The organism is Streptomyces sp. H27-H1, assembly GCF_026627445.1.
Classification (GTDB): domain Bacteria; phylum Actinomycetota; class Actinomycetes; order Streptomycetales; family Streptomycetaceae; genus Streptomyces.
Window position 1 is genome coordinate 122,236 of the sequence record NZ_JAPNLJ010000014.1, and the last position, 16,644, is coordinate 138,879.

General features: G+C 70.8%; 15 protein-coding genes and 4 pseudogenes. 12 read left to right on the plus strand and 7 right to left on the minus strand.

Annotated features, from left to right (window positions below):
- Positions 1–51: 51 nt before the first annotated feature.
- The 4 genes and pseudogenes from OTB20_RS17630 to OTB20_RS17645 form a co-directional block, all read left to right on the plus strand.
- A pseudogene (locus OTB20_RS17630) lies at positions 52–195 on the plus strand (hypothetical protein); the annotation flags it as partial.
- Between the two features lie 18 nt (positions 196–213).
- A pseudogene (locus OTB20_RS17635) lies at positions 214–337 on the plus strand (universal stress protein); the annotation flags it as partial.
- Between the two features lie 208 nt (positions 338–545).
- Positions 546–794, plus strand: a complete 249-nt coding sequence (locus OTB20_RS17640; RefSeq protein ID WP_267818587.1) for a universal stress protein — start codon at positions 546–548, stop codon at positions 792–794.
- Between the two features lie 26 nt (positions 795–820).
- Entirely contained in the window at positions 821–1,810 is a 990-nt protein-coding gene (locus OTB20_RS17645) for an Acg family FMN-binding oxidoreductase (RefSeq protein ID WP_267818588.1), read from the plus strand.
- Positions 1,811–2,290: 480 nt separating this feature from the next.
- On the opposite strand, the gene OTB20_RS17650 is transcribed toward OTB20_RS17645, so the two are convergent.
- Genes OTB20_RS17650 through OTB20_RS17665 form a run of 4 tightly spaced genes read right to left on the minus strand, consistent with a single transcriptional unit; the run spans position 2,291 to position 7,210 of the window.
- The gene (locus tag OTB20_RS17650) at positions 2,291–4,684 is read right to left on the minus strand and encodes a glycoside hydrolase family 65 protein (RefSeq protein WP_267818589.1); all 2,394 of its coding nucleotides are present in this window, start codon (positions 4,682–4,684) and stop codon (positions 2,291–2,293) included.
- A complete protein-coding gene (locus tag OTB20_RS17655; RefSeq protein ID WP_267818591.1) occupies positions 4,681–5,439 on the minus strand; it encodes an HAD family hydrolase in 759 nt (252 codons plus the stop codon). The genes OTB20_RS17650 and OTB20_RS17655 overlap by 4 nt, the downstream gene beginning before the upstream one ends.
- Positions 5,436–6,116: a helix-turn-helix domain-containing protein gene (locus tag OTB20_RS17660; RefSeq protein WP_267818593.1), complete on the minus strand. Its 681-nt coding sequence runs from the start codon at positions 6,114–6,116 to the stop codon at positions 5,436–5,438. Before OTB20_RS17660 ends, OTB20_RS17655 begins: the two co-directional genes overlap by 4 nt.
- A gap of 5 nt (positions 6,117–6,121) precedes the next feature.
- A complete protein-coding gene (locus OTB20_RS17665; RefSeq protein WP_267818595.1) occupies positions 6,122–7,210 on the minus strand; it encodes an alcohol dehydrogenase catalytic domain-containing protein in 1,089 nt (362 codons plus the stop codon).
- A gap of 173 nt (positions 7,211–7,383) precedes the next feature.
- Here OTB20_RS17665 and OTB20_RS17670 point away from each other — a divergent pair, with 173 nt between their 5' ends.
- From OTB20_RS17670 to OTB20_RS17675, 3 genes and pseudogenes are all read left to right on the plus strand, one after another.
- Positions 7,384–7,656 (plus strand): MBL fold metallo-hydrolase, encoded by a 273-nt coding sequence (locus OTB20_RS17670; protein ID WP_267818596.1) that lies wholly within the window; start codon positions 7,384–7,386, stop codon positions 7,654–7,656.
- A 334-nt stretch (positions 7,657–7,990) separates the two neighbouring features.
- A pseudogene (locus OTB20_RS42455) lies at positions 7,991–8,059 on the plus strand (hypothetical protein); the annotation flags it as partial.
- 190 nt (positions 8,060–8,249) lie between these two features.
- On the plus strand, positions 8,250–8,471 hold the full coding sequence (locus OTB20_RS17675; protein ID WP_267818693.1) for a hypothetical protein: 222 nt from the start codon (positions 8,250–8,252) through the stop codon (positions 8,469–8,471).
- Here OTB20_RS17675 and OTB20_RS17680 read toward each other — a convergent pair.
- A complete protein-coding gene (locus tag OTB20_RS17680) occupies positions 8,463–8,687 on the minus strand; it encodes a hypothetical protein (protein ID WP_267818597.1) in 225 nt (74 codons plus the stop codon). The two genes, OTB20_RS17675 and OTB20_RS17680, sit on opposite strands and share 9 nt — an antisense overlap.
- A gap of 206 nt (positions 8,688–8,893) precedes the next feature.
- The gene (locus OTB20_RS17690) at positions 8,894–9,514 is read right to left on the minus strand and encodes a hypothetical protein (RefSeq protein WP_267818601.1); all 621 of its coding nucleotides are present in this window, start codon (positions 9,512–9,514) and stop codon (positions 8,894–8,896) included.
- Positions 9,515–9,798: 284 nt separating this feature from the next.
- Between OTB20_RS17690 and OTB20_RS17695 the strand changes: the two genes are divergently transcribed.
- Both OTB20_RS17695 and OTB20_RS17700 read left to right on the plus strand, forming a co-directional pair.
- Entirely contained in the window at positions 9,799–10,542 is a 744-nt protein-coding gene (locus OTB20_RS17695; RefSeq protein WP_267818602.1) for a sigma 54 modulation/S30EA ribosomal C-terminal domain-containing protein, read from the plus strand.
- A 487-nt stretch (positions 10,543–11,029) separates the two neighbouring features.
- Positions 11,030–11,941 carry a universal stress protein gene (locus OTB20_RS17700; RefSeq protein WP_267818604.1) on the plus strand — a complete coding sequence of 304 codons (912 nt, stop codon included), beginning with the start codon at positions 11,030–11,032 and terminating at the stop codon, positions 11,939–11,941.
- Between the two features lie 471 nt (positions 11,942–12,412).
- Here OTB20_RS17700 and OTB20_RS17705 read toward each other — a convergent pair.
- Positions 12,413–12,634 (minus strand): annotated as a pseudogene (locus OTB20_RS17705) (DUF1003 domain-containing protein); the annotation flags it as partial.
- 313 nt (positions 12,635–12,947) lie between these two features.
- Between OTB20_RS17705 and OTB20_RS17710 the strand changes: the two are divergent.
- The 3 genes from OTB20_RS17710 to OTB20_RS17720 all read left to right on the plus strand — a co-directional run bounded on the left by OTB20_RS17710 (position 12,948) and on the right by OTB20_RS17720 (position 16,643).
- Complete coding sequence (locus OTB20_RS17710) at positions 12,948–15,308, plus strand: phosphoketolase (RefSeq protein WP_267818606.1); 2,361 nt, start codon at positions 12,948–12,950, stop codon at positions 15,306–15,308.
- A 116-nt stretch (positions 15,309–15,424) separates the two neighbouring features.
- Entirely contained in the window at positions 15,425–15,910 is a 486-nt protein-coding gene (locus OTB20_RS17715; RefSeq protein WP_267818607.1) for a Crp/Fnr family transcriptional regulator, read from the plus strand.
- 43 nt (positions 15,911–15,953) lie between these two features.
- Positions 15,954–16,643 (plus strand): response regulator, encoded by a 690-nt coding sequence (locus tag OTB20_RS17720; protein ID WP_267818608.1) that lies wholly within the window; start codon positions 15,954–15,956, stop codon positions 16,641–16,643.
- Position 16,644 lies beyond the last annotated feature (1 nt).

Genomic DNA, 16,644 nt, shown 5'->3' on the forward strand with positions numbered 1-16,644 from the left:
CGTCCCAGACCGTCGCACGCAGGAGCGGGCCTGACCGCGTACCCCGTCTCGGACCTCGACGCGCTGTGCGTCTGTGGTCCCGGCCACGGCGGACCCGCTGTCCTCGCCAACTCCTGGCTGGAGGGCACGTACACCGAGACCTACCCGGACACCACGCGGGACGTGGCCGGCATGGACATCCTGTTCCGGCAGTTCGTTCGCACCACGGCGAACGCGGATCTCGTCGTCGTCGGCAGGCGCCTACGGCGCTCCCCGTTGGGCGCGCACTTGGGCCCCCGTGACGCACGCCGTGCTGCACCACACGGCTGCCCCCGTCGCCGTACTCGCTCACGACTGACGGCTACTCCGCGTCACCGCCTGCGCCGCGGGCCCGGGAGGTGGACGCTTGGAAGTGGCACCCGACTCACCCGAGGGAGATGAGCAGTATGACGGACCATGTCGCGGTGGGCTTGGACGGCTCCGCCGAGAGCACCGCCGCCGCACAGTGGGCTGCCGGCGAAGTCCTCCCTGCGAGGAGTACCGCTGGAGATCGTCCACGTGGAGGAGTGGCTGGAGCACCCTCCGCACACGGCTTCGACCTGCGAGATCACCCGGCGGTGGGCGGACGCCTGCTGGAGGAGACCGCGGGCGCGCTCCACGCTCTGCACCCCGGGCTGGAGGCGGCCCACGACTCTGCGCTCGTCCTCATCGGCCGCCGTATCCGCACATCTGCCTTCGGCACCCACTTCGGATCGGTCGCACACGCGGTCGTACACCACTGCGCGGTGCCGGTAGCCGTCGTGGCGCACGACTGACGCGCCCGCACAGACAGGATCACACCGTGTTCCCAGCCTGCATCGACCGCAGCACCGTCCTCGCCCTCGTGGAGGACGCCGTCACCGCCCCGTCCATGCACAACGCCCAGCCGTGGCGCTTCGTCCTACGGCCCGACGACCTCACGATCGAGCTGCACGGCGACCCCGAACGTGCCATGCCCCACACCGACCCGGACCTTCGAGCCCTCCATCTGGGGTGCGCCGCGGCCCTGTTCAATCTCCGGGTGGCCGCGGCGGCAGCCGGCCGGGCGACGGCGGTCACGCTCCTGCCCGAGAAGGAACGGCCGTTGTACCTGGCGGAGGTGGTACTGCGGGAGCCCCGGACCGCGGACCGCGACCTCGCAGCCCTGCACTCCGCTGTCCGGCGCCGCCACACCAGCCGCTTCCCCTTCACCGGCGAGGAGATCCCGTCCGCTGTGCAGGACGGACTCTGCGCGGCGGCCCTCCTCGAAGGAGCCCGGCTGGTCCTGCCCGACACCTGGCACACCGAGGCCGTACTGGACCTCGTGCACGACTCCGAACACCGCGAGGCCGTGGATCCTGCGGCACGGGAGGAGACCGCGCGCTGGACGCACTCCGACACGGCGTCCGACGGACCGCGCGACGCGGGCATCCCCGCGTACGCGTTCGGCCCCAGCCAGACGGGATCGCGCGCTCCGGTACGCGACTTCGGCAGCTGGCGCCCCGTTCCGGGGCGTGAGTCGGCCGTGTTCGAAGAGCACCCCCGCATCGCGCTGCTGGGTACGCAGGAAGACACCCCGACGGACTGGCTGAGGGCCGGCCAGGCACTGCAACGCGTGCTGCTCCAGGCCACGTCCGACGGGCTCGTCGTCTCGATGACATCACAGCCCCTCGAGTGGCCCGAACTGCGCTGGGCCGTCCGCGACCCGGTCGCCGCGATGGGCCACGTCCACATGGTCCTGCGGCTCGGCTACGGCCCTCAGGGCCCCGAGACGCCCCGCCGTCCGGCGGTCGACGTTCTCGAAGTCCGGTAGGCATCGCGCCACCGCTACGCAGCGCCTCTCCTGGGCTATCGCTGTGGGGGCAAGTCGGGGAATCCGGCTGTCCGTGGGGTCAGTCAGTCGTCATCGGCTCCCGACCCATGACGGAGCCGACCTGACCAGCGGGGTTCGACGCGCTCCCATTCCCGCTGCCAAGCGATGAGACTCTGCGTCTCCACCCGGTGGAGACGCAAGCGCACCGCTCCTGCCGCAGTCGGCGCGATGACGAAACCGGCCGAGGCTCCCGCCTCCACCCCGGCGAACACCGATGCGGCCGCGGACCGCGGAGCCCTCGATACCCGCCCTCGTCGTCCACCCAGAGCGACACCCCCCTCCAGCGGGAAGCCGGAGGGAGATGTCGCCGACGCCCGTGTGGTGCGCACCGGGCCATGAGGTCCCGGCGCGGGCCCTTCGTCCCGGGGTCCTGCCGCTCCTCCCCGGGGCGGCCGACCGGGTGTACGGCTCCCGGCCGACCTACAAGTGGAACCAGCGCTCCTCACCGGCAGCCGCGGTCACGTGGCGTTCCCCAGGCAGAATCAGCCTGAGCGGGCCCTGCGGGGACGCCGGGACGGTGACACCGAGCCGATCGGCCAGGAGTCGCAGACGGACCCCGCGATGACCGCGATAACACAGCGTGAACGAGAGATCGGGCACCTCACGCAGGGGCACCGGATCGATGCGGAGGGCGTCCGGGCCCGCCTCCAGGCCGGTGATGCCGCGCTCGACCAGGTCGACGGTGCCGGCCATGGCGCCGAGGTGGATGCCCTCGGCGGTGGTGCCGCCCTGGACGTCGTTCACGTCGCTGCGCAGGGCTTCCTCGTAGTAGCGCCAGGCTTCGGGCCCCTGCCCCCGGGCGAGGATCCAGCCGTGCACCAGACTGCTGAGGGTCGATCCGTGGCTGGTGCGCCGCAGGTAGTAGGCGACCGTCGCGTTCCAGGTGTCGTCATCGAGTCGGTGGCCGAGCCGGGCGAACAGCGTGCGGAGGTCGGACGGACGGAACAGGTACCCGAGCATGAGGGTGTCCGCCTGCTTCGATGCCTGGTAGCGGTTGACCGTGTCCCCTTCGGCCTCCAGAATGCGGTCGAGCCTGCGGATGTCGGAGTAGCGGGCCCGATAGGCGTCCCAGTCCAGCTCGGCCAGGTTTCCGTAGCCTTCGAACTGGCTGATGACTCCTTGGTGGAAGGGCACGTGCAGTCGTCGGGAGACGTCGTCCCAGCGCTCCAGCTCTGTCGCGTCGAGGCTGAGTTGGCTCGACAGCTCACTGCGGCGAGCTTCCGGCAGCTCCTCGAGCAGGTCGAGTCCGCGGGCCAGGACCCAGGCCGCGGTCACGTTGGTGTACGCGTTGTCGTCGATCCCCGGCGAGGAGGCGTCGTCCGGGTAGGCGTCGTGGTACTCGTCGGGCCCCAGAACCCCGCGGATGCGGTAGCGCTGGAGACCGGGGTCGTAGGTGGCCGCTCCGGCCCAGTAGCGTGCGATCTCCAGGAGCAGTTCCGCGCCGGGTCCGTGGGTGAAACCCCGGTCGCCGGTTGCCTGGCCATAGCGCAGGACGTTGACGGCTATGGCGGATCCGACGTGGCGCTGAAGGTGCGAATGGTCGGCGAGCCAGCGGCCGGACCGGGGGTTGAGGTGCAGCGACTGGGTCTCCTCATGACCCGAACCGGCGCTCTGCCAGGGGAACAACGCCCCGCGGCTGCCCGCCGCGCGGGCAGCGGCCCGCGCGGCGGGCAGCCGGCGGTGGCGGTACATGAGCAGGGCGCGTGCCACCTCGGGGAAGTGGAGGGACATGTACGGCAGGACGAACAGCTCGTCCCAGAAGACGTGACCGCGGTACGCCTCTCCGTGCAGGCCGCGCGCCGGTACTCCCGCATCCAGTTCCGCGGTGTGCGGTGACAAGGTCTGCAGGACGTGGAACAGGTGCAGTCGCAGAATACGTCCCGCTTCGCCCGGCACTTCCAACTCGGCTTGCTCCCATAGGCGTTGCCAGGCAGCCTGATGGGAGGCGAGGAGCACGGCGAACGCGGGGGGCCGAGTCACGTGGGCGATCGCGCACTGGAGCGGATCTCTCGTCGGCCTGTCGTACGAGGTGTACAGCGCCGCGGTCTTGACGACCTTGACCGGGCGCCTCCGGGAGATGGGAAGGGTGAACCGCTGGGTGGTGTCGGTGTCCGTGCAGCTGATGGTGGCGGGAGCGAGGGGCCGTGTCAGCGTTCGGGCAGCGAGGGCCACGCCGATACCGGACGTGCTGGTCCGGCAGGAGATCCAGGCAGTGCCGTCGCGCTCGACACCTGCCCGGTGTGCGGTGAGGTGGTGTCCGTCGAGATCCCGGTAGCGTGCCACCCCCGCGTTGGCCACGTTCCCGTCGAGGCGGGACTCGACCTCGATCGCACCGCGCCAGCCATACGCGTGGAACACCGTTCGCTGAGCTGCCAGGTAGGGGTCGCCCATGTGCACGAGCCGGGTGTGGGCGACGCCGAGGCGGCGTCGGTGGCCGTCCTGGAAGAGCATGCGCCGGGTGAGCGTCCCGGTCCGCAGGTCGAGCGTGACCCGGTAGTGGCGCAGGCCCGGATCGTCCGGGGTGAGCCACTCCCCGGGTTCATCACCCTCGGGAAGGCAGCGGTAGCGCAGGGGGATCCAGTTGGGCAGGTTGACCATGTCCTCGTTCTCGACCTGGTGACCCGAGACCTCCGAGGTGAGCCGGTCGTAGCAGCCGGCGGCGTACGTGCCGGGATAGTGGACCGGACCCGCATCGGTCTCGGGGGCGGCGCCCCGGGTGGCGAACCGGCCGTTGCCGAGTGTGCACAGGGCTTCGACGAGCCGCTCCCGCTCGGGGTCGTATCGGTCGTACTGCCAGGTCCAGGTGGTGGTCACGGCCTCGCCCCGCAGACTTGCCCGGCCACCTCGAGCAGGTCCGCGGCCACCGCGTCGGCTCCTCGCGCCACCAGTGCCTTGGCCGCGTCCGGGTTGCCCGAACGCTCGATGCCGACGACGAGACGGAAGCCTCCTCGACGGCCGGCCTCCACTCCCGCCAGGGCGTCCTCGACAACGGCGGCGTCCTGCGGGTCCACTCCGAGCCGCGCCGCGGCTTCGAGGAAGAGCGCCGGGTCGGGCTTGCCCGCCAGGCCCAGGCGGGCCGCGTCGGTGCCGTCCACGACCGCGTCGAAGAGGCTCAGCAGTCCGGCGGCCTCGAGCAGCGGCCTGGCGTGCCGCGATGCCGACGCGGCGGCGCACCGTACGCCCTGGGCCCGCAGCGCGCGCAGTGCGGGAGCGGTGTCCACGAAGGCCTCTACGGCACCGCCGTCCAGTAGCCGGCTGAAAGCCTGCTCCTTGCGCGCGGCGACGGCCCACACCGTGCCGCAGCCCGGTGCGTCACCGGGATCACCGGGCGGCAGGTCGATCGCGCGGGCTCGGAGCCAGGTGAAGGCGCCGTCGTAGCGGGGCTTTCCGTCGACCAGCTCCCGGTACTCGCCGTCCGCGTCGAAGGGCCGTTGCCGAATGCCCTCCCCGGACGCTGCCCAGGAGTCAAGGCAACTGTCGAAGGCGCTCTTCCAGGCGGTCGCGTGCAGGGAAGCCGAGTCGAGCAGCACTCCGTCGGTGTCGAACACGACCGCGCCCGGTCCCGTCATCGGTTCACCACGCGGCGGCCCGTGACGCGCGTCGGGGTGACCTTCATCCAGTGTGTGCGCTCACCGCCCGCCCAGGGTTCGGAGCGGGCCAGTGCGTCGAAGCGTTGGAGCTCGTGCGTGTTCGTGACCGCGGCCAGCTCACCGACCGCCAGCACGCTCCAGCCCCGCCGGGTCACCTCGTCGATGCGGTCCACCTCGAAGGCGGCCTCCGCACCGGCGGCACGGGCGAGCACGGCGTCATCGGAGGTCCGGAAGGCAACGGTCTCCTCGTCCACGGTGTAGTTGACGGGGACGATGGCCGGCCCGTTCGGGGTGAACACGGCGATCCTGCCGATGCCGTGGGTGGACAGCAGCTGTCGGCACTCCTCCTCGGGCAGCGGGATGAGCTCGGCGTCCAGCGCGGCGGTGGCACGGCCGGGCGGATACTCGGTTCTCACGCCGGTCAGCTCGGCGACGGTGGTCCCCAAGGCATCGGCGAGACGTACGAGGGAGGCGAGCGCGGGAGCCGCGGCGTGCTCTTCGACGTAATCGATGTACGTCGCGTCCGCTCCGCAGCGCCGGCCGAGTTCCTCCCTGGTGAACCCCAGGTCTTGGCGACGCGCTGCCACACGGCGCCCCAAGTCGGTGCGACCGGGCCGCGCTGTCGTGACGGCGGGTCCCGTTCCGGTCTGGTTCATGCCGCTCAGCCCTTTCCGGTCTGCGGCTCGGCCGCGACGGTGACCGCGTCATGCCGCGGGCCGCCCAGCGCCACCTTGAGGGCGCCCGTGTCGCTGGCGCGCGAGAATACCTCGTAGGCCTCCTCCATCTGTCCGAGCTCGAAGCGGTGGGTGATCAGCGACGAGGCAGGCAGTCGGCCCGCCGCCATCATCCGCAGCAGCATGGGGGTGGAGGAGGTGTCCACGAGCCCCGTGGTGATGGTGACGTCCTTGATCCACAGGTCCTCGAGGTGCAGGATCGCGGGCTTGCCGTGGACACCGATGTTGGCGACGCGGCCGCCCGGGCGGACCATGCGGGTACACATCTCGAAGGTCTCGGGCACGCCGACTGCCTCGATGACCACGTCGGCCCCGAGTCCCTCGGTCAGGTCCTGGACGAGCTGCTCCGGCTCCTCGTCCGCCCTGGCCGTCGCTTCGGCGCCCAACGCCCGGGCGGCTGCCAATCGCGAGGCGGCGAGGTCCACGGCGATGATGCGTGCCGGGGAGTAGAGCTTGGCCGTGGCGATCGCCGCGAGGCCGATCGGGCCGGCGCCGACCACGGCCACGGTGTCGCCGGGACGGACATTGCCGTTCATGACTCCCACCTCGTAGGAGGTCGGGAAGATGTCCGCAAGGAGCAGCGCGTCGTAGCTGTCCACGGAGCTCGGCAGCAGGTGCACGGACAGGTCCGCGAAGGGCACCCGTACGTACTCGGCCTGGGTGCCGTCGATGGTGTGCCCGAGCACCCAGCCGCCTCCGCCGCGGCACTGGCCGTAGCGGGCCTCGCGGCAGAAGCGGCACCGGCCGCACGAGGAGATGCAGGAGATCAGCACGCGGTCCCCGGGGCGTACCGAACGGACGTCGCCGCCGACATCGACGACGGTGCCGACGGCTTCGTGGCCGAGGACGCGGCCGGGGGTCACTTCGGGCACGTCGCCCTTGACGATGTGCAGGTCGGTGCCGCAGATGGTGACGGCGTCGACACGGATGATCGCGTCGGCCGCGTCCTTGATGCTCGGATCCGGGACTTCCTGCCACACGGTCTGTCCCGGTCCCTGGAAGACGAGTGCCTTCATGACGTCGCCCTCCTTCCTGCTCGGTGGTCCAGTGGTCGTCATGGCAAGGCTCGCCCGCGACAACCGCTCCGCACATGGGCCGGTCGGTCCCTCAACAGGGCCTGTCGGGCCGGCGCGGCCAGGGCACTGCCGGTGTCATGGTGGAATCCGCCTCCCCATCTCGAAGGAGGGTCATGTCAGAGACAGCGTTACGCCCGGCCGCTCCCAGGCCCGCACTGCTGCGGTTCCTGGGCGGTGTCCGAGCAGTCACCGCCAGCAGGTTCCTGGTCGAGAGCGATGATGCCCGGATCCTGGTCGACTGCGGCCTCTTCCAGGGTTTCGCGGACCTACGACGACGCAACTGGGAGAAGCTGGGATGCGACGCCGCCGACCTCGACGCCGTGGTCGTCACCATGCCCACCTGGACCTCTGCGGCGCCCCGGCCACCGGCTCCGACGTGCTGCTGACGGAGTCCACGTACGGACGGCGCCACTGATCACCAGACGGCCAAGCGGGAGTTCGTCTCCGTGATCCCCCGTGCCCTCTCCCGGCGTGGAACCGTCGTGATCCCGGCCTTCGCGATCGACCGCACCGAGGTCGTCCTGCTCGAGCTCGCCGCCCTGCGCCACGGAGCGTGCCCGTCTCCGTCGACAGCCCCATGGCGATGGCCGCGCTCGACGTCTACCGCGCGCCCTGGGCTCCCACTCCCCCGAGCCGCGGCCCGAGGTCCTCGTCCAGGGCGAGGCCGCGATCAGTTCCGAGCCGTTCCTGGCCGCCCGCTCCGTCCAGGAATCCATCGACATCAACAGCGCCGGCGGCCCGGCGGTCATCATCTCCTCCGCCGGGATGGCCACGGGCGGGCGCGTCCTGCACCATCTGAGCCGGGTGCTGCCCGACCCGCGCAGCGCCATGGTCATCGTAGGCTCGCCGCAGCAGGTACCCGGGCCCGCGAACTCGTGGACGGCGCCCGCACCCCCAAGATGTTCGGCGAGTACGTCCCTGTACGCGCCGAGATCGCCGACGGCCCCACTCCTCTGCCCATGCCGACGCCGGCCAGATCATCGACTGGCTACGTGGCGCCCCGGCCCCGTACACCACCTATCTCGTTCACGGCGCGGAGAGCGCCGCCGGAGCCTCCGCGACCGGATCGACCCCGCGTTGGGGTGGACGGCCGTCGTACCCAAGTCCGGAGAAGCCGTCCTGGTCCGCTGACCCGGTCCGGAGAGCCCCCGCTACGCACCGTGCGGCCCATCCGATCCTGGTGACGGCGAGATCAGGGTGAGCGCAAAAGAATTGGCGGCACGCCCTGAGCACCAGGCACACCGTCCTGGCGCAGCCGGCGCTGGAAGCCCGCCAGGCCCTGGTCGGCCGGTCCGTCTCCATAGCCGGGGCCGCCGTCGCAGACCGGCTCGGCCCGGCCCGCAATCGGCTCCATGTTCTGGTCGCCCCCTACGGCAGCGGCCGGCCGCTTGCCTGCACCCGCTGAGGAGCGTGCCATGACCCCCACCCCGTACACCGTTCACGACGTGATGACGAAGCCCGTCGTCACGGTCACTCCCTCCACCGACTTCAAGGAGATCGTCGCCGCCATGGAGCGGTGGAGGGTCAGCGCGTCGGTCCGGCTGCGGGGTCCGTTCCCGTCTGGTTCACGCATGCGTCGATCCGGGGCCGGCCTGGTCGCGGCGGCCCCGGATCGCGCTTCCGCTACAGGAGCCACCGGTTGCGGCGGACGAGGGGCAGCCTCCGCCAGGCGGTGCCCAGCCCCCAGACGCGACCGGCACCGATCACCGCCAGCATCACCAGGACGGCCGCGTACAGGACGTGATAGTCCACCAGCGGATTCGTCGACATGCTGAGGGTGCCATCCGAGAGGTGCCGGGCCGGTGGCCACTCCGCGGCCCACATGAGCGCCATCATCGCGGTGCCCGCGCCAGCCGCGGCCCGCAGGGCGACGCCACTGGCCAAAGCGATGCCGATGCCGAGCAGCCCCAGCATGAAAGCCCAGTCGGCCCAGGCCGCCCCGGCCCAGGCGTGGAAGGTGTTCTCCAGCGGTCCCGCGGAGACATGGCTCAAGAAGCCCTTGGTGGGAGAACCGCCGTCGATCCACCCCTTGCCCGTCGGAGTCGCGTACCCCCAGCCGAACGCCTTGTCACCGAAAGCCCAGAGGAACGTGAACGAGGTCAGCAGGCGGGTCGTCGCCGCGATGCGCGCGACGGCCAGGGGCGCGGCGAGCTCAGCCGTGTGGCCCGATGATGTGGTGGCCGAGGTGGCCTTCCGCCACCCTGCGAAGGACATCCCGGGGTGGCGGTGCTGATGGAGAGCCATGACGTTGAAGCCTTCCCTCACGGCAGGCCGTGTGCCTGCCCATCGCCAATGTCCCCGCTCGGAGGACGGCGCGCCCTGGGGGCGAACGGCCCGGACCGCGCAGCCAAAGGTCCCTCGAAGCACCGTGGTTGAACGCCGCGCCGGACCGAGGAAGCCCTGGGAGCCGGCTGTCAGGTCCCGTCGGCTCCGCGCCCAGGTACGGACGGCCCCCAAGCCGGCCCGGTCGGCACTGTCCGGAGGAGGCCGGCCGACGCGAGGCTGATGTCGACGGAGGAGGAATTCACATGAGCCATCTGAAGTCCCGTCCAGCCATTGACGTCTTGGTGAACAAGCGAGGGCCGGTGCCTGACGGCGCGTCCGAGTACGCCCGAGCGAAGATGCTGGCGGCGATCGCACACGTGGGACCGCCGGTCCTCGCCGTTCGGGCCAAGCTCACGCAGGCGGCGAACCCCTCGGCGAGCCGTCCCTCCATCGCCCAGGCCGTGGTGAACGTGAACGGGCACCCCGTGCGTGCCCACTGCGCCGCGGACACCATGTTCGAGGCGGTCGATCTCCTGCAGGAGCGACTGGCCGCACGCCTTGCCGGCACCCGCCAGCACGGAGGACGGGAACACCGCCCCGGCCGCCACCAGCCGCCGCTCGGCGAACCCCGCGTCGTGCGCCAGAAGGCATTCAGCCTGGGACGACAGACTCCCGAAGACGCCGTCATCGACATGGAGTCCAGGCACTACGGCTTCTGGCTGTTCACCGACAGCACCTCGGGAGCCGACTGCGTCGTCTATCGCCAGGGGCTGACAGGCGGGTGCCGCGTCGCCCCGGTCGGCGGGGGGAACCAGCAGTACGAAGCCGGGCCCCTGTTGAGCGTGAGTTCGACCGCCACCCCCGAGTGCGGTGTCGACTCCGCCGTCGAGCGCATCCGTGTCACAGGGCTCGCCTTCGTCTTCTTCGTCGACTCCGCCACGGGTCGAGGATGCGTCCTCTACCAGAGGGACGACGGCCATTACGGGCTGATCTCTCCCGCCCGGTAGAAGCCCCGCACATCCGCGGCTGCCCCCGAAGGCGACTCGGCGGGGATCGCGTCAAAGGGACCAACTGCCCGGGTCCGGTGATGGTACCCGTCGCGGTGGCCTCCGCGACGGCGCGAACCCTGACCGCCGCAACCGGGACTCCAGGCTCGGACCCCACACCGGAACGGTTGCCCGCGCAGTCCTGCATCGCTGCCGGGCGCCGGTGGCCGTCATACCTCACTACTGACCAACAACGGTACGCCCGAGCAACGTTGCCCGCGTCCCCCTTTGGGGACGTGGGCAACTTCGTGTGAGGAGCGCTCAGCGACGACCGTGACCACCTACAAGCCTCGTGAAGCCACCGTCCGGCCGGGCGACAGAGGGACCTTCGGCCCAACCCCCCGGGCCACCTGGACCATCGCTCCCCCACGTCCCGGCGCGGAAGGGTGGGATACACGCCGCCTACCGCGGTTGTCTCACCGTCATTCACGGTTCTGGAGGAAACACCATGTCACGTAAGGTCGTCGCGGGTCTCGACGGTTCCCCCGCATCGCTTGCCGCCGCCGAGTGGGCCGCCCGCGAGGCGCGGCTGCGCCGGCTCCCGCTCAAGCTGTTGCACGTTGCGGAGGAATGGGTCCCGTCCTACGGCTACGCGTCCCAGACCGAGGCCACACCGTCGCCCCAGTACTGGGGCGAGCGCATCCCACGGGAGACCTCTCGGCAGTTGGCCGAGCGGCACCCCGGCCTGGAGATCACCACGGAGCAGGTGGACGGGCGGCCGCTGACCGTCCTGGCCGCCGCCGCGCAGCAAGCCGAGGTTCTGGCGCTCGGCTCACGCGGGCTGGGGGCGATGAGCGGCTTCCTCGTCGGATCCGTGTCCCAGGCCGTACTCGCCCACGCCGAACGCCCGGTCGTGGTCGTGCGGTCCGGCACGTGGATGGACACCCCCTACCAGGAGGCACCCGACGGCGACGAGCCGCAGGAGGGGACCTACCGACCAGTCGTGCTCGGGCTGGACCTCTCCCGCCCATGTGACGAACTCCTCGACCACGCCTTCGACGCGGCGGCCGCACGTCGGGCCCCGCTGCGTGTGATCCACGGTTGGAGCATGCCGCCCGCCTTCTCCTTCGACCCGGCGCTGCTCGCCCCCGAGGTACGGGACGGTATGGCGGCCGGCACGGCAACCGCGCTCGGTGACGCACTGCGGCCTTGGCGCGGCAAGTACCCCCAGGTCCGCGTTGAAGAGGAATGCTCCGTCGGACAGGCCGCCGGCCAGCTCATCGAGGCCTCGGCGGACGCCTCGCTGGTCATCGTCGGCCGGCGGATCCGTCGCTCGGCCATCGGCACCCACCTCGGCCCGGTCGCCCACGCCGTCCTCCACCACTCCACGGTGCCGGTCGCGGTCGTCCCTCACCCCTGAGTGCTGGGAAACAAGCACCATCCGTACGGACTGGTGTCCTACCCCGCGCGCCCGTTGTGCCAGTGCGAACAGCACAGGACCGCCAGCCAGTTTCCCTGGCAGACCCCCGACACTCCGGGCCGTCTGCCTCCGGGCCCGCACTCGGCACGCTCGGAGCGCCGAGTACGGGTGTGCATCCCCGTGTTCCGCTCGACGAGCCGGTGGCGTGCAGGTTCGCCGCCAGGGGTCCCGCACATGCATGCAGAACCGTTTTTGTTCCGAGTCGTTAAAGGGTCGAGCTACCCCGGAGCACACACGCCGGCGCCCCCTGCGCCTGCCGTGATCCCGGGAACTCACGGCATCCGGCTCGCGGTGACAGGACCGCCACCGATGCCACGCGCCCGGCAGCCCATCCCCTCCCCGGACTGCCGGGCGCCCCACAGCAGGGCGCTGGTCGATCAGCCGCTTGAGTTCCAGCTCCTGCTCGACGAAGTCGTGGTCGGCCTTCGCCTGCTGGAACGCCGCCTGCCGGTTCTGGCCGATCATCACGAACGTTGCCAGGAAGATCGCCTCCAGGGAGACCACGAGGGTAAACATCGGCCAGGGGTTGGCCTCCACGAACAGCGTCCAAGGGGTGAAGGCGACCGCGTGCCGCCCGGCTCGTACGGTGTGCGAAGACGACTGGATGGTGGCGCGTCTCGGTCTCGGTCCCATTCAGTTGGTCTGCCTTCTGGGGACCAGCGCCCCGCGCCCCTGAATCGGCCCAATACTCCGGGTCGTCCCAAATCGGCCACTGTTCCAGGCGTACCGCCGAAGTCCGCCGTCCGCGGTGGCGGTTGCCTCCCGTGGCAGGTGACCGGCGGACGGTCGGCTGCCCACATTCCGCCCCCGCCGATGGCGCAGAAGGGGCCGACCGGCCCCGTACAAGGGCCGGTCCTGCCCTTCCCGCCTCTGCGCCCCGGGGATCAGGGTGTCAGGCATCGGCTCAGCCGACGCATGTTCCGGCTTGCGGCCCGAAGGAGTACTTGTGAGCACGTACCGGATCGCGGAGTTGGACGCGCACTGGCGCGCCGCGAACTATCTGGCCGTCGGCCAGATCTATCTCCTGGACAACCCGCTGCTCATGGAGCCGCTGCGGCCGGAGCACATCAAGCCCAGGCTGCTCGGCCACTGGGGCACCTCACCCGGCCTGAACTTCATCCACACCCACCTGAACCGGGTGATCAAGGAGCGTTCGCTGGAGGCCCTGTGCGTCTGGGGGCCCGGACACGGCGGTCCGGCCGTGCTCGCCAACTCCTGGCTGGAGGGTACGTACACCGAGACCTACCCGGACATCGACCGCGACGCCGACGGAATGCGCAAGCTGTTTCGCCAGTTCTCCTTCCCGGGCGGAGTGCCAAGTCACGTCGCGCCACAAACGCCCGGATCCATCCACGAGGGCGGCGAGCTCGGCTATTCGCTGGCCCATGCGTACGGGGCCGCCTTCGACCATCCCGGCCTGTTGGTGGCCTGCGTCATCGGCGACGGCGAGGCGGAGACGGGGCCACTGGCCGCCTCCTGGCACTCCAACAAGTTCCTGGACCCGGTCCACGACGGCGCCGTCCTGCCGATCCTCCACCTCAACGGATACAAGATCGCCAACCCGGCGGTGCTGTCGCGGATCCCGGAGCAGGAGCTCGACGCGCTGCTGCGCGGCTACGGGCACGACCCCCTCTACGTCTCCGGCAGTGACCCCACCCTGGTCCACCCGGCCATGGCCAGAGCCGTAGACCAGGCCTTGGACCGCATCCACGCCATTCAGAGCGAAGCGCGGGCCACGGGCACGGAACCGGGCGGTGAGCGCGCACGCTGGCCGATGATCGTGCTGCGGACCCCCAAGGGCTGGACGGGTCCCGCGACCATCGACGGCCAACCGGTCGAGGGCACGTGGCGCTCCCACCAAGTGCCGCTCGCCGGGGTCCGCGAGAACCCGGGACACCTGAGGCAGCTGGAGAGCTGGATGCGTTCCTACCGGCCGGAGGAGCTCTTCGGCCCCGGGGGCCGTCCCGTGCCCGCCGTACTGGCCTGTGTACCGGAGGGGGAGCGCCGCCTGGGCGCGAGCCCGTGCGCCAACGGCGGCCGGCTGCTGCGCTCGCTCCCGCTGCCCGGGCTCGACGCGTGGGCCGTATCCGTGGAGAAGCCAGGAAGCACGCTGCACGAGCCGACCCGCGTCCTGGGCCGCTATCTCGCGGAGATCATGGGGGAGACGGCCGAACGCCGGGACTTCCGGGTTGTCGGGCCGGACGAGACGGCGAGCAACCACCTCGACGACCTCTACGACGTCACGGGCAAGGCCTGGCAGGGCCTGACAGAGGCCACCGACCAGAACCTGTCCCGCGACGGCCGCGTCATGGAGATCCTTTCCGAGCACGTGTGCCAAGGCTGGCTGGAGGGGTACCTCCTCACCGGCCGCCACGGCCTGTTCTCCACGTACGAGGCCTTCGCCCACATCGTCGACTCCATGGTCGGCCAGCACATCAAATGGCTGAAGAGCGCCCGCGAGCTGAGCTGGCGCGCGCCCATCGCCTCCCTCAACTACCTGCTCACCTCGCACGTCTGGCGCCAGGACAGCAACGGCTTCTCCCACCAGGACCCCGGCTTCGTCGACCACGTCCTCAACAAGAGCCCCGGCGTCGTACGCGTCTACCTGCCGCCGGATGCCAATACCCTCCTCGCGGTCGCCGATCACGCCCTGAGCAGCCGGGACCGGGTGAACGTGATCGTCGCCGGAAAACAGCCCTGCCACGACTGGCTGGCCATGGACGAAGCGCGAACGCACGTCGCTCGGGGTGCGGGAATCTGGGCGTGGGCCGGAACGGACGACGGCACGCGCGAGCCCGACGTCGTGCTGGCCTGCGCGGGGGACGTGCCGACCCTGGAAGTACTCGCAGCCACGGCCCTGCTGCGCCGGCACCTCCCGGAGCTTGCCGTACGCGTTGTCAACGTCGTCGACATCGCCCGCCTGATGCCGCGGGAAGAGCACCCCCACGGGATGACCGACACGGAGTACGACGCGCTCTTCACCACCGACAGGCCGGTCGTCTTCGCCTACCACGGCTATCCGTGGCTGATCCACCGCCTGGCGTATCGCCGGACCGGCCATCCGAATCTGCACGTCCGGGGCTACAAGGAGTCCGGAACCACCACCACCCCCTTCGACATGGTCGTCCGCAACGACCTCGACCGCTACCGGCTCGTCATGGACGTCGTCGACCGCGTCCCCGGACTCGCCGGCCGGGCGGCGGCCCTGCGCCAGAGCATGTCCGACCAGCGGATCCGCCACCACGACTGGATCCGCCTCCACGGAACCGACCTGCCGGAGGTCGCCGACTGGTCCTGGCCCTACTGATCGCCCGCCCAGGACGGTGGGCGAGGGCCGCCCGGGTCAAGGAAGGTACCGACCGGCCCTTCCCGGGCCGGCCGCCACCGACGGAGGGTAGAGGCGGACCCGAACGGAGCACCGCCATGAGCACTTCTTCCATCCACCGGCTCACCTCCTCCCCCGACCGCTTCACCCGAGCCCTGACCTTGGAACACCGCGAGAGCCTGCTGGCACTGGCCCATGAGGCCAACTTCCCCGCCGGCACACGCCTGTTCAACCAGGGCGGGCACACCAATCAGTTCTGGGTCATCCGGTCGGGCAGCGTCGGCATGGACGTGCACGTACCCGGCCGACAGGCCGCGGTAGTCGAGACGGTCGGTCCCGGCGAGCTCGTCGGCTGGTCCTGGCTGTTCCGTCCCTACACCTGGCACTTCGGCGCCGAGACCAGAACGCCGGTGCGCACCGACGAGTTCGACGCCGCCGCCGTGCGCCTACTGATGGACGCCGACCCCGCGCTCGCCTCCGAGATGTGGCAGTGGGTGGGTCAGGTGCTCGCCCACCGGCTCGTCTCCGCGCAGATCCGGCTGCTCGACCTGTACGCGCCCCACGGCAGCGGAAGCAGCATCTGAGACAATTGACCCCAGACGTATCCGACTCGAGGGTGTGGCGTGGATGTCCGATGCACCGACTGCCGCCCCGGCGCCCACCAGGGTGTTCCTCCTCGACGACCACGAGGTCGTCCGCCGGGGGCTGCACGATCTTCTGGATGCCGAGCCCGATATCGAGGTGGTGGGTGAGGCGGCGACGGCCGCAGAAGCACTAGCCCGGGGGCCCGCCCTGCGGCCGGACGTGGCGGTGCTCGACGTACGACTGCCCGACAGCGACGGCATCACCGTCTGCCGGGAACTGCGCTCGCGCATGCCGGAGCTCGCCTGCTTGATGCTGACGTCCTTCGACGACGAGGACGCCCTGCTGGACGCGATCATGGCCGGCGCCGCCGGGTACGTCCTGAAGCAGATCAAGGGCTCGGACCTGGTCGCCGCCATCCGGACGGTGGCGACGGGACAGTCGATGCTCGACCCGGCGACGACCTCGCGGCTGATGCGCTCGCTTCGGGACCCCACCGCCGGGAAGCAACCCGAGGACCAGCGGCTGACGGCCCTCTCCGAGCGCGAACGCGCTGTACTCGACCTCGTCGGTGAGGGCCTCACCAACCGGCAGATCGGCAAACGGCTCTTCCTCTCGGAGAAGACGGTCAAGAACCACATCTCACGCCTGCTCGCCAAGCTGGGAGTCGAACGGCGCGTCCAGGCAGCCGTGATCGCCGCCGAGGTCCGCGAGCACGACGAAACCGGTCGCTGAG

Coding starts and splice junctions, on each gene's coding strand:
- OTB20_RS17655 (WP_267818591.1), bottom strand. CDS start 5,439: ATGACGGGACCGGGCGCGGTCGTGTTCGACACCGACGGAGTGCTGCTC.
- OTB20_RS17660 (WP_267818593.1), bottom strand. CDS start 6,116: ATGAACCAGACCGGAACGGGACCCGCCGTCACGACAGCGCGGCCCGGT.
- OTB20_RS17665 (WP_267818595.1), bottom strand. CDS start 7,210: ATGAAGGCACTCGTCTTCCAGGGACCGGGACAGACCGTGTGGCAGGAA.
- OTB20_RS17670 (WP_267818596.1), top strand. CDS start 7,384: ATGTCAGAGACAGCGTTACGCCCGGCCGCTCCCAGGCCCGCACTGCTG.
- OTB20_RS17680 (WP_267818597.1), bottom strand. CDS start 8,687: ATGGCACGCTCCTCAGCGGGTGCAGGCAAGCGGCCGGCCGCTGCCGTA.
- OTB20_RS17690 (WP_267818601.1), bottom strand. CDS start 9,514: ATGGCTCTCCATCAGCACCGCCACCCCGGGATGTCCTTCGCAGGGTGG.
- OTB20_RS17695 (WP_267818602.1), top strand. CDS start 9,799: ATGAGCCATCTGAAGTCCCGTCCAGCCATTGACGTCTTGGTGAACAAG.
- OTB20_RS17700 (WP_267818604.1), top strand. CDS start 11,030: ATGTCACGTAAGGTCGTCGCGGGTCTCGACGGTTCCCCCGCATCGCTT.
- OTB20_RS17715 (WP_267818607.1), top strand. CDS start 15,425: ATGAGCACTTCTTCCATCCACCGGCTCACCTCCTCCCCCGACCGCTTC.
- OTB20_RS17720 (WP_267818608.1), top strand. CDS start 15,954: ATGTCCGATGCACCGACTGCCGCCCCGGCGCCCACCAGGGTGTTCCTC.